The sequence below is a fragment of the Streptococcus fermentans genome (assembly GCF_040888305.1).
GTDB lineage: Bacteria > Bacillota > Bacilli > Lactobacillales > Streptococcaceae > Streptococcus > Streptococcus fermentans.
In genome coordinates this window covers 68,414-80,878 of sequence record NZ_JBFNFG010000004.1, presented here as the reverse complement: position 1 = coordinate 80,878, position 12,465 = coordinate 68,414, and the positions used below count along the sequence as shown (strand labels likewise).

The 12,465-nt window shown below is 40.3% G+C and carries 8 protein-coding genes; all 8 read right to left on the bottom strand.

From position 1 onward, the window contains the following. Window positions 1-156: 156 nt before the first annotated feature. Window positions 157-5,520, bottom strand: a complete 5,364-nt coding sequence (locus AB2B50_RS05370; RefSeq protein ID WP_414169892.1) for an alpha-L-fucosidase — start codon at window positions 5,518-5,520, stop codon at window positions 157-159. 322 nt (window positions 5,521-5,842) lie between these two features. Beyond that, window positions 5,843-6,727 (bottom strand): ROK family protein, encoded by an 885-nt coding sequence (locus AB2B50_RS05365; RefSeq protein ID WP_320692950.1) that lies wholly within the window; start codon window positions 6,725-6,727, stop codon window positions 5,843-5,845. Between the two features lie 15 nt (window positions 6,728-6,742). Beyond that, a complete protein-coding gene (locus tag AB2B50_RS05360) occupies window positions 6,743-7,660 on the bottom strand; it encodes a dihydrodipicolinate synthase family protein (protein ID WP_016466210.1) in 918 nt (305 codons plus the stop codon). A gap of 164 nt (window positions 7,661-7,824) precedes the next feature. Beyond that, window positions 7,825-8,475 carry a YesL family protein gene (locus AB2B50_RS05355; protein WP_320692951.1) on the bottom strand — a complete coding sequence of 217 codons (651 nt, stop codon included), beginning with the start codon at window positions 8,473-8,475 and terminating at the stop codon, window positions 7,825-7,827. Between the two features lie 20 nt (window positions 8,476-8,495). After that, window positions 8,496-8,948, bottom strand: a complete 453-nt coding sequence (locus AB2B50_RS05350; protein ID WP_311523630.1) for a NanQ anomerase/TabA/YiaL family protein — start codon at window positions 8,946-8,948, stop codon at window positions 8,496-8,498. Between the two features lie 200 nt (window positions 8,949-9,148). Continuing rightward, window positions 9,149-9,991 carry a carbohydrate ABC transporter permease gene (locus tag AB2B50_RS05345; protein ID WP_001183246.1) on the bottom strand — a complete coding sequence of 281 codons (843 nt, stop codon included), beginning with the start codon at window positions 9,989-9,991 and terminating at the stop codon, window positions 9,149-9,151. 15 nt (window positions 9,992-10,006) lie between these two features. Further along, on the bottom strand, window positions 10,007-10,873 hold the full coding sequence (locus AB2B50_RS05340) for a carbohydrate ABC transporter permease (RefSeq protein WP_075227343.1): 867 nt from the start codon (window positions 10,871-10,873) through the stop codon (window positions 10,007-10,009). Between the two features lie 233 nt (window positions 10,874-11,106). Then, window positions 11,107-12,432, bottom strand: a complete 1,326-nt coding sequence (locus AB2B50_RS05335; protein ID WP_049502843.1) for an ABC transporter substrate-binding protein — start codon at window positions 12,430-12,432, stop codon at window positions 11,107-11,109. Between the last annotated feature and the right edge of the window lie 33 nt (window positions 12,433-12,465).

The window sequence follows — 12,465 nt, the reverse complement described above, 5'->3', positions numbered from 1 at the left end:
TGGTTGCTCTGGTTTTACTTCCTCTTTTGGAGTCGCTTGAAGTTGGTTGATAGAAGTTAGAGCTGCTTGCAAGGTTTTGTCTACCGCATCCTGAGTCTTAGCTGCTTCGATCGCTGCGAGTGCCTGCTCTGATAACTCGACTAGTTTCTTCTTAGCTTATTTATCGCTACCTAATTCCTTAGTCTTGTTTTGAATAGCCTCTGCCAAACTTGCCATTGCCTTATCATAGTCAATCTTAGGCTCTTCTGGTTGTGCTGGTTGCTCTGGTTTTCCTTCCTCTTTTGGAGTCGCTTGAAGTTGGTTGATAGAAGTTAGAGCTGCTTGCAAGGTTTTGTCTACCGCATCCTGAGTCTTAGCTGCTTCGATCGCTGCGATTGCCTGCTCTGATAACTCGACTAGTTTCTTCTTAGCTTCTTTATCGTTGCCTAGTTCCTTAGTCTTGTTTTGAATGGCCTCTGCCAAGCTTGCCATTGCCTTATCGTAGTCAATCTTAGGCTCTTCTGGTTGGGCTGGCTCCTCTGGTTTTGGTTCCTCTTTTGGAGTCGCTTGAAGCTGGTTGATAGAAGTTAGAGCTGCTTGCAAGGCTTTGTCTACTGCATCTTGAGTCTTAGCTTCTTGGATAGATACAAGAGCTTGTTCTGACAACTCAACTAGTTTCTTCTTAGCTTCCTTATCATCACCTAGTTCCTTGCTCTTGTTTTGGATGGCCTCTGCCAGACTTGCCATAGCCTTATCATAGTTAGGCTCTTCTGGTTGGGCTGGTGTTTCTTCGACACCGTAGTTTTCTTCCTTATCAAGGATCGTTTGCAAGGCTGTTGCTGTTTTGAGAACTTCTTGTGGTTTAGCATCACTTGCTGAAAGTTGCTCTGATAATTTGTCCAAGTTTGACTTAAAGGCTTGACGTGCCTCTGGAGTGTTCTTCAAGCTTGTTTGGTCAAATTTATCCAATTCATTCTTCCAGTTCTTCATAGCTTGAAGTAACTCTTCTTTGGTATAAAGAGCACTATCTTCTCCATGCGTGATAAACTGGTCAACTTGGATACCAATATTTTTCGTAGTATCATTACGTTTTGGATCCAATTGCAAGGTTACAGCATGCCAACCTTCTTCAAGTCCTGTCAAACGAACGAGAGTCTGATCACCTTGACGTGTGGCAGCTGTACCACTGAAGTACTTCTTACCGTTGTATTCAGACGCATTACCTAGGCCATCTTGATACTCGACTCTTCTACCGTCTAACGTCACCTTGTAGATACCATGACCTGGGTCTACAAAACCTTTAATTTCTAAACCTGTACCGTAGAAGTAGGCTGTTACGCTAGCATTTTTCTTCTGCTCTTCCGTTAAACGACCAAATGACGCCCAAGACTCAGTGTTTTGGTATTTACCTGATGAATTGGTTTCATGGTGCCAACCTGGGCTATAGTCAAGTTGACTGGCCTGATCATCATGACTGACTTGATCTTTTTGAAGCAATTCAGCTTTCATCACTCGAATCGTTGCTTCTGAAGCAAAGCCAAGCAAAGCTTCATCTGAAGCACTCGTCATTTTCACTTTGAAGTCAAAGATAGAGTCAGCTTGCTCCGTAAAGTCAATTGTTGGAATTGTCAAAGTCTTTTCTGTTTCACCTTCTTGGAAGGTCAAATCAGCTGTTGTATCCTTATAAACCTTACCGTGAACCCCTGTTCCTGGTTCAGTCACGACATGGACTGTTGCAGCTCCTTTGCTACCACCAACACGTTTAATGGTTACAGTAACTGGTTGGCCTTTTTGAACTTCATAGGTAGTTTCTTTCAACTCAAACATACCTTTACCAGCATTATTGAGCGTGTAAATACCTTCAGTTGCAATAGCTTTGCCAGTTTTGTTGACGAGTTTGATGGTGTGTTCACCTGGAGCCAAGTCATCTGTTTCATAAACCATCTGGCTACGTTTACGAGACGCATTATTAGTTTGTACGTCTGCAACCTTTTGACCATCCACATAAACTGACATTTCACCGTGATTTGGATCCACTGTAGATACGACATAAGCCTTAGTTCCATTGAAACGGTAGGTTACGCTAGCATCTTTTTGATTGGTCCACATGGATGTTCCACGAACGCCTTCGGATTCGTCATACCAGGTTGTATTTGCTTTATCAGCTGTTGTATTTGAATGGTAATCCAAGCCTAGAGGATAACCATCTGTTTTTTCGATACTACTTGGTGTCTTATAAACAGAGAAGTTTGTCAAAATAGGAGTTGCTTGTGAATTCGTGATAGTCACACGAATCTTTTGTGCTTCCACAGGTTGACCTTGGACAAGACGACGATAACCAACAGTCGAACCTTCTCCATATGGAACCCAGCGACCATTAAGTTCAACTTCAACCTTAAATCCAGAGATACGTTGACCTTTAGCAATATCTTCTTTGAGTTCGACTACGTCAAAGCGTCTCTTTTGACCGAGATCGACAGTAAATTCACCTGTCTTGGCATCATTTGACAATGCCCAACTAGTATCATCCTTACCATCTGTTAGGTTGCTTGCTTGATACAAGTGATTCTTACGGGTAGAGCTTGCAGTGACAGTTGCTCCCTTGGCGAAGTCAGTCGCATACATTTGATCCAAGGTTGCTCGGAATTCTTGCAAGCGAGCGACGTCTGCGTCTGCGAATTTACCTTCTTTATTTGGTGGAATGTTGAGTAGAAGTGGCGTTCCACGACCAACAGACTTGAAGTAGATATCCATCAAATCTTTGATTGATTTTGGTTGTTGATTGTCATGGTAGAACCAACCTGAACGAATAGAAACGTCTGCTTCACCGACAGAGTACATATCTCCTTCTGGGTCTCCATGATTGAGATATTCATTCTTCACATCGTCAGTGATCTTAGCTTTCTTAACCTTATGCCAAACGGGATCTCCAGCGATACCACGTTCATTACCGATCCAACGGACACTTGTCGGTTGTGCAGAGAAGATAGCGATATCTCCTTCAGCTTCCTTGATGTACTTGAACCACTCGTCAAAGGTGTAGGTTACTTTTTGAGCTCCGCTACCACGCGCACCATCCATCCAGACTTCGATAAATTTACCATTATTTCCATATTTAGGATTGCCAAGGATTTCCTTGAGCTGGTTGAGGTAGTATTCGTTGTACTCTTTTTCAGTTGAAACATGATATTTAGGGTTATTGGCATCCCATGGTGATAGGTAAACACCCATATTCATGTCATACTTAGTCGCTGATTTAGAGATTTCTTCGAGAAGGTCTCCCTTACCGTCTTTCCATGGACTTGCAGCTACCGTATGGTCTGTGTATTTAGATGGATAAATCACAAAACCGTCATGGTGTTTGACAACCATGATTGTTCGTTTGAACCCAGCATCCTTCAAAGTCTTAATCCACTGGTCTGTATCAAGGTTTGTTGGATTAAAGTTTTGAGGATTTTCTCTACCGTTACCCCACTCAGAGTTAGTGTAGGTATTCATTCCATAGTGGATGAAGGCAGCCAATTCTTCCTTGTGGTAGTCCAATTGGGCCTTGCTTGGTAGTGGTCCATAGTTTCCAATTTCTGTTTCTTCGTCTTTTGGATCCACTACTGGAGTTGCAGGAGTTACTGGTTTTGGATCTTCAATTTTTTCGTATTCAAAAATAACTTGGTTCACTCCTTTATGTTGGATTGTTGCTTCTTGACTTGCATTGACTGCACGGTAGCCTGCAATTTCTTTGGCTTGGAATCTGTGAACAAAGGAAACTTCATATTCTTTACCTTCATTATTGTCCACAGTTGCAGTTGCCAATTCTTGGTCGGTACCTTTCAAACGATAATGAACGTCAAAGGAACCTTTATTGACCTTATAAACAACCTTGATAACGCGAGTTCCTGCAGGAGCCTTGCTCACAACACTATAATCATCTTCCCAAGCGTCTTTTAGTTGCTTATTGACAGTTTTGCCGTCAATCGATACAATCTCATATTTTTCTTTATTCTTCTTGAAGAAGTCAGTCTTTTCAATTTCTGTTTTATAGTTATAGTCGAACTGAGTTCCAACTTCTGTCTTTTCAACAAAAGTATCGTTTTCTTTGACTGGATTATCATTTTGGTCTAGGTGTTCGACAACAACTCGTCCATAATCAACACCTTCAAGAAGAGTCGCTACACCACTTTCATCGAAGGAATATTTGTTTTCACCGATAACAGCTGTCTTATTTCGAAGCATTTCTCCCTCTGGAGTGAAGTAATAACGATTGCCGTTATCGCCTTGATACCAGCCTTTAACACCGTATTTGTCAATGATTTCTTTGACCCATGCCAATTGTTCTGGTGAGAGGACAAGCCCTCCTCCAAAGCGATCTTTTTCAGCAATGTTTGCATTATCGACAGTACCACGTTGATGAATTCCGATAACTTTTCCTTCACCGTTGATAATTCCACCACCTGAAAGACCTGATACAGAAGTCAAACGATAAGTGACACCAACTGTTCCCTTATCATCATACTTTTCAGTACCTTTAACAACACCGTCCGCCTTATACAATTGACCTGGAACAATTGGTTCCTTCAATTCTGGAGATGTTGAATCAGTAGGGTAACCGATGGTGCTAACAGGTTCTCCAGCTTTGTATTCTCGATGTTCTGCTAAAGGAGTAAAGGTAGCTGCCTTATTTGGACTTGCAATTGAAAGTGGAACTGGAGCTACAACCAAGGCTAGGTCATTCTTATAGCCTTCACCGAATTTTTCTTTATTCCAGAAATGAATATCTTTTTCCTTGAACAAAACAGTATTTCCTGAGCTTGGCAAAGAATTATTCTTAGCAGTATTTGAACCTACATTGTAATAGAACTTAGCCGTATCACCACCACGGATAGAACCCGCATTAGTATCCGCATCCTTGACCAAGAAGTTGTGGGCCACTGTCAAGATGACATTTGGAGCAACAAAGATACCTGAACCTGAGTTAAGGTATCGCTGACTACCGCCATTGGCCAAAGGTGAGCTAAAGATTGAATAAACCATAGTAGCAGATGTAGCTGGTTGACCTTCATAATTGATATGCTTAAGGTCTTGTCCGCCATTGATAATAGCTCTATTTTCTTTTTCGCCTTCAGATGGAGCTGCTTCTGTAGGTTTCAAAATGCTCTTAGTCTCTACTTGTGGGCTATCTTTTTCTGATACAATAGCTGCAGTATCCACTTTTTTCACTGGTGTATCAGGATAAGCACGATCAGGGATTTCTTCAGGGAGTAAATCGCCAGCCACTTCAGCAGTTTTTCCTTCCTCTGCTACTTTCTCGATAGCAGGTTCTGTTTTTTCAGTTACTTCTTCTTTAACTACTTCTTCTTTTTCATGATCTACATCTGCTACTTCTTTTGCTTGACTATCTACTTCAAGTTTTGGTTCTGTCACAAGTTCACTAGCCGCAACATTACCAGATGCAAAAAAAGCAAGACCGACTGCTACAGAAGCGACACCAACAGTCAGTTTACGAATACTAAATATTCGACCTTTTTCTAAAAAATATTGTTTCATCAAATACTCCTAATCTTCTAGAGCAGTCAGCTACTGCCCGAGCCCAGTGTTATCTGGCGACAATTTTGGTTTGATCTCCTAGCTTAAAATTCTTTCTCTGAGCTATTTATTTTGAGTAAATATAAGGTTGTAGAAATCGCTTACATTTTCTAAAAATAAAATAATGCTTCCATTAGCAAGAATTTTTCTAGAGTTTTCGCATTATTATAAATATACTATGTTATATTAAAAAATGCAAGGGTTTTCAAAGTTTTAACTAGATTTTTACTAAATGATCATTTTACTGTTTATGACTAAAAAATCCTAAATTGGCAAGGCCAACTTAGGATTGTTTTGTTTTGAAGTGATAGTAAGCTCCAAGCATACCTGCAGTATTTTGATGACGCGCAAACTCTAATCTTGTTTTTTCCGCTAAACTTGGAACAAGCGCATCTTTCAGAGCTGTACGAATTTTCGGTTTCAAAATCGCTTCCTGCCCCATAATACCACCACCTAGTATAACAACCTCTGGATTGGCAACATAACAAATGTTAGCAAGACCTTTCCCAAGATAGTCTACCATACGGTCAATTCCCTCCATACAGAGTTTATTGCCTTCTGTAGCTTCTTTGAAAATTCTACGACCATTCCAATGGGCTACTTCTTCACCATGAGCCTTGGCTACATACTCGACCAAGGCAGTTGTAGAAGCTAAATCTTGGAAAGCCCCATCTTGCATATGCATATAGCCAACTTCACAGGCAGAATTACTAAATCCATGGAAAATCTGGTCGTCAATGATTAAGCAACCGCCGATACCTGTTCCGATGGTTAAACAAAGCGTTATTCCTGCACCTTTTCCAGATCCAGAAACAGCTTCTGCTAGCCCTGCACAGTTGACATCATTTTCAATTTCACAAGGAACTTGGAAACTTTCTTCAATTTCTTTCTTAAATTGAGTCCCTGCATAGTTCGGGATCTGTGGACCAGCATAGAAAATCTCACCCTTATCAGGATCAACCATTCCCGCTGAGGAAATCGCCACACCTGCCACTGGACCTTTTTCGAGATAGCTAGCTACGATATCTTTTGTTTTTTGTAAGATGTGTGGACCGCCCTTATGAGCCTCAGTTGCTACTTCGTGAGACTCTACAAGTTGTCCATCTTGGTCAATCAAACCGTATTTGATATTAGTTCCACCAATATCAATTGCAACGTAATTAGTCATAAAGCCTCCTGTTGATTAGAGGAAACGCTCCTTAGTTTCACGAATCAATTGAGCAGCTGCTTCTACAACTGGACGATCTTCTTCGGTCACTGGTGTAAGTGGAGAACGAACTGATCCGATATTAAGTCCTTCATTGATTTTCAAGACTTCTTTGATAACACCGTACATGTTTCCATGTGCAGCAGTCAATTTACCAATGATAGCGTTGATTGCATATTGCAATTCACGCGCTGTTTCTAGGTCTTTATCCGCAATCAATTGGTTGAGTTTCAAGAAGAGTTCTGGCATAGCACCATAAGTACCACCGATACCAGCTTTAGCACCCATGAGACGACCACCGAGGAATTGTTCATCTGGACCATTAAAGACGATATGATCATCACCACCAAGACTAACAAAAGTTTGGATATCTTGAACTGGCATTGAAGAATTTTTAACACCGATAACACGTGGGTTCTTCAACATTTCTGTGTAAAGACTTGGAGTCAAAGCAACACCTGCCAATTGAGGAATGTTATAGATAACATAGTCTGTGTTTGGTGCTGCTGCACTAATGTCGTTCCAGTATTTTGCTACTGAGTACTCAGGCAAACGGAAGTAAATTGGTGGGATTGTTGCGATAGCATCAACACCCAAGCTTTCTGCATGACGAGCAAGTTCGATACTGTCTTTAGTATTGTTGCAAGCCACGTGAGCAATAATTGTCAATTTACCTTTAGCAACTGCCATGACTTCTTCCAAGATCAATTTGCGATCTTCTACACTTTGGTAGATACATTCACCTGAAGAACCGTTGACATAAAGTCCTTGAACACCTTTATCAATAAAGTATTGCACCAAGGCACGAGTACGTTCTGGGCTTACTTCGCCCGCATCATCATAACATGCGTAGAAGGCAGGAATGACGCCTTCATATTTTTTTAAATCTGACATAGATTTCTCCTAAGATTTCTTATTATCTGCTCTGGACAGATGATTTTTTACTATTTTAGTATACACCTTGTGAAAAGCGCTTTCAATACATCCAAGCCACTTAGATTTTAATTTCTATTCATCTCCCGTAGCTTTTCATGTTTGAAAGTAGTTTCATATCATTTTCAATCTGCTTGATATTTAGCAAACAATTTTTCCATTAATCCAGCTTGGCAAAAGGCAAGAAGGCCAAAGCCAAAAAGTAGAAATGCTGAACCACCAAGTACGAGCGTAAAGCCTGATAGATAGAGAAGCATCATGATTAATAAAATAATCGCAAGCATCAAGAAGAACCACACGAAGTTAAAGCTTACCAAGAGCAAGCCCTTTTGGAGCACTTCTTTCCAAGTTAAGTCATAGCGTGCTGCAATTGGATAGCTAGCCAACATAACTAGAGTTAAAAATATCAAAATTCCCAAGCAAATGGCTTTAATGAACTGGAAGCCTAGGCTGGTTTGCCCCCAGAATAGAGATAAATCAACAACGCTAATCAGAAAAATTCCTAGTTCCAACAAACCTAACTGGAGGCCTAATTTCAAATTTTGCTTAAAGGCTCTCATATACGTTTTAAAAACAGGAACACGACGACTACTCTTAACTTCAAAGATTGTCTGATAGAGACTGATCTTCGCTACTCCAATCGTCACAATAGGCAAACAAGACACAACAAAGAGTAGGTTGACCGTCACGATGTCTAAAACCTTCTCACAAAATCGCATAAGAAAGTTATCCGTATCGAATGCTGCTTTTATCAATCCAGATCCTTTATGTGCCATTGTTTGCTCCTCCTAACTGACTAATCGATTAAAATTTTAAATAAATATTTGCGAACTTTATCTTCCATACCTGCATAGCCATTAGGCTGATGAGGTTCACCTGGGAAAAAGACTGCAAAATTGTGATAACCCAATAAAAGTGGGTATTGTTCATGACAATGGACAAAGCCGATATCGCTAGCTTCGTCAAAGGCTACAGCCTCATCTTTGACACGAGAACCGTAGCTAGAATACTCATGCCCTTCAACCAACAAATGCAAATCAGCATATTTTTTATGATGCTCAAAGCGATCATTTTCCTCTTGGTTGAGAACATTTTCCTGTACAACTAGGAAGACCTTATCTCCATCAATCTCGTATTTGCCTAATTCAAAGCTATCCTTACGATGCTCATAGAGATAATCGATGGCCTTATCGAGATTTGGATGAATTCCTTTGTAAAAGCTAATGTTTTTTAAATCATCAAAAATCATAGTAATTTCCTTTACCTGATTGTTACCTTCAGACATACGATGTCTAGCCAGTAAGTTTATAAGTGTCTAACAAAACTTCATGAAGTAAGCAACTCCTCTCCATTTTGTAGACACTTATATATCCTGTATTCTCTTAGTCTATCAACTATACTGCTGCATACTGATAAACAATTTGTACTATATTCAATTTCCGCAGAGTACTATCCTTTGACAGCTCCCATAGTAATCCCTTGAGTGAAGGATTTTTGGAAGACAAGGAAGACTGTTACGATTGGCACAGCTGCAAGGGCAGCCCCTGCCATGATCAAACCGTAGTTAGTTGCCATCTCGGCCTGCATAGTCGCAACCCCGAGTGAGATGGTCAAGTTTTGACGTGAAGTCAACATTACCAATTGCATGAAGTAGTCATTCCAAGTATTGATGAAGGTAAAGATTGCGAGAGCTGCAAATCCTGGTTTCACAATAGGGAAAGCTACGCTCCAGAAGGTACGAATCTCGCCACATCCATCGATTTTAGCAGATTCCAGCAATTCTGTCGGAATGTTTTCACTGAACTGTTTCATAAGGAAGACCCCGAATGGCCATCCAATCAAAGGCAAGATAACCGCCCAAAGAGTGTCATGGATTCCCATGAAGTTGACGATACGTACCAATGGTACAAGGACAACTTGTTTTGGAAGAGCCATGGCAGCGATAAAGATTGCAAAGAGAATGCGTTGACCATAGAAACGTTTCTTAGCCAATACATAACCTGCTAGTGAAGAGGTTGCACAAACCAAGAACATCGTTACTAAAGAAATGAAGACTGAATTCCACATCCATTGCAAGGCTGGGTTTTGCACCATCAATTGTTGGAAGTTCTCCATTGTTGGAGCTTTAGGGAACCATTGTGGTGGAATCATAATGGTATCTGGTTGTGATTTGAATGCACCTGTCAAGATCCAGTAGAATGGGAAGATAAACAGTACAGTCAACAAGAGCAAAATGATTGTTGAAATAACAGTAAAGGCTGTTAATGGTTTCTTTTGTTGTGTAGGTTGCATAGCTGTCTCCTTTCCTTAGTATTCTACATCGTTTCCGAGGATCTTGAATTGAGCGAAGCTGACAAGGGCAATCATAACTGCCAAGAATACACCAATAGTATTGGCATAGCCATATTCAGTCAATTGGAAGGCTTTTTCGTAGAGGTAGTACATAAGTGTACTTGTTGAGTAGTTTGGACCACCAGATGTCAACAACTGAATCAAGGCGAAACATTGGAATGAGTTGATGGTTGTGATGATTGCGATGTAAAGTGTTGTTGGAAGAAGGCTTGGCCATTTAATCTTCCAGAATACTTGGAACTCAGTCGCACCGTCAACACGAGCTGCTTCTACAAGTGAGTTATCAATATTACCCATTGCAGCGATGTAAAGAATGATTGGTTGACCAACTGATGTTGTCAAAAGGATAATCATAATCGCCATCAAAGCCCAGTTTTTATCTCCCAACCAAGAAATGTTTTGGCTGATGATGTGGCTTGACTTAAGCACGAAGTTCAAAATACCTGATAGTGGATCGTAGATCCATTTCCATACTACTGTTACAGCAACACTACCTGTTACAACAGGAAGGAAGAAGACGAAACGGTAGAAAGATCTAGCGATGGCATTTTGTTGGTAAGTTTGTGATGCTACAAAGAGCGAGAAGAGTACAACGACTGGTACAGACCCGATAACCAAGATTACGGTATTAATCAAAGATTTTGTAAAGACAGGGTCTTTAAACATACGGATGTAGTTGTCCAAGCCCACAAACTCAAAGCTAGTCATCGAATAGTTGAAGAAACTTGTGATGAAGCCCATGATCATTGGAGCTAAAACGAAGACGGTAAAGAAGATTAATACTGGTGCTAGGAATGCGTAGGAAATAATAGTTTCCCGCATGCGAATTTTATTGATTTTCACAGTCGGCACCTCACTTTCACATAGTTTTGTTTTTTTGACTGTTATCTGACCCTGATCTAAAATCAAAATGAAATTTTTCTAAGATTCGTCAATGTAAAAACTTCATTTTAATTTTGACCTGTCAGTTGCTTCTATTTCAAACAAAAGTCCCCCTTTTCATACACAGATATGCTCAGGGAAAAGGGGGGAACTCAGTTTTTATTTAGGGCTTATTATTTAGCTGCTTTTTTGATTGTTTCATTCGCTTTTTCAGTGAATGCTTTCAATGCTGCAGCAGGTTGTTCGTCACCATTTGATACAGCTTGCAACATTGGGAACCAAAGTGTTCTCATTTCAGCAAAGCCGTCGATTGTGTTGTAGTATGGTGAGTAGTATTGAGTCCAGCTACCGATTGTTTCCATACGTTTGTCATCATAAAGTTTTCCAAATGAAGTACGAACTGGGAATGCGCCTGTACGAACTACGTCTTTAGGACCCCATTCTTTGTCATCTGCGATGAATTGGATGAATTTCTTAGCTGCTGCGACTTTCTTTTCGTCTTTGTTATTAAATACTGCAAATCCATTTACAAGGTATTCAAGAGCTGGTTTACCTGAATCAGATGGGAATGGTACTTCTACCACTTCTACTTTACTTGATTCCAAAAGTTTAGCTTGGATACCATTTTGAGCTGGAGCCCAAAGGATTGTGTAAGAAGTTTGACCGTTTGCAAAGTTTTGGATGTCTGCTCCACCGTCAAATTGTGAACCATTGTTCAACAAACCATCTTTGATCCAGCTTGATGCTTTTTCAAGACCTTTAACGAATTTAGGATCGTCAGTTGTATATTTAGTTACTTCTTTATCAGTTACAGAACCGCCATAAAGGTTAGCGATGAAGGCACGTGTTCCTTGGTCTCCCCCTTGACCTGAACTGAACAATGAACCTGGTGTATACCCTTTATCTTTAAGCGCTTTCAAAACTTTTTCAAAGTCATCAGTTGTCCAACCTTCTTTTACAAGGTTTGCAACTCCTGCATCTTCCAACATTTTCTTGTTCATAGCCATGTAGAATGGTGCAGAACTGATTGGATACATGTAAGCTTTATCACCAGCTTTACTTGCTTGGATGATATTTTCATTGTTGACATCTTTAACAAATTCATCTGTAAAGAGGTCGTTCAACTCAGCCAATTTACCATTTTTACCGTATTGGATGATACGTCCTGGTGCGTCAAAGAGAACGTCTGGTGCAGTTCCTGCTTCGATTGCTGTTGTGATTTTTTCTGGACCAGATTTGAAGTCGATTGTTTCTAGTTTAACTTTAACATCTGGATTTGCTTTTTCAAAAGCTTCGATGATAGATTTTTCATAAGTTCCTACACCATCGCCAGTTTTTTCTTGAGTAAAGACTGGGAATGCCCACCAAGTGATTTCAGTTTTTCCACTGTCACTACCAGAGCTAGCAGCATCTTTGTTTGCATCTGATTTGCCACAAGCAGCAAGAGATAGAACCGCAGCACCCGCAAGTACTGTACAAGCTAGTTTTTTAAATTTCATTTGTATTCTCCTAAATGATGATAAGCGTATCCG

Bases quoted from the DNA above. Each gene is read 5' to 3' on its own strand.
- AB2B50_RS05370 (WP_414169892.1), bottom strand. From the start codon at position 5,520: ATGAAACAATATTTTTTAGAAAAAGGTCGAATATTTAGTATTCGTAAA.
- AB2B50_RS05350 (WP_311523630.1), bottom strand. From the start codon at position 8,948: ATGATTTTTGATGATTTAAAAAACATTAGCTTTTACAAAGGAATTCAT.
- AB2B50_RS05345 (WP_001183246.1), bottom strand. From the start codon at position 9,991: ATGCAACCTACACAACAAAAGAAACCATTAACAGCCTTTACTGTTATT.
- AB2B50_RS05365 (WP_320692950.1), bottom strand. From the start codon at position 6,727: ATGACTAATTACGTTGCAATTGATATTGGTGGAACTAATATCAAATAC.
- AB2B50_RS05340 (WP_075227343.1), bottom strand. From the start codon at position 10,873: ATGCGGGAAACTATTATTTCCTACGCATTCCTAGCACCAGTATTAATC.
- AB2B50_RS05335 (WP_049502843.1), bottom strand. From the start codon at position 12,432: ATGAAATTTAAAAAACTAGCTTGTACAGTACTTGCGGGTGCTGCGGTT.
- AB2B50_RS05360 (WP_016466210.1), bottom strand. From the start codon at position 7,660: ATGTCAGATTTAAAAAAATATGAAGGCGTCATTCCTGCCTTCTACGCA.
- AB2B50_RS05355 (WP_320692951.1), bottom strand. From the start codon at position 8,475: ATGGCACATAAAGGATCTGGATTGATAAAAGCAGCATTCGATACGGAT.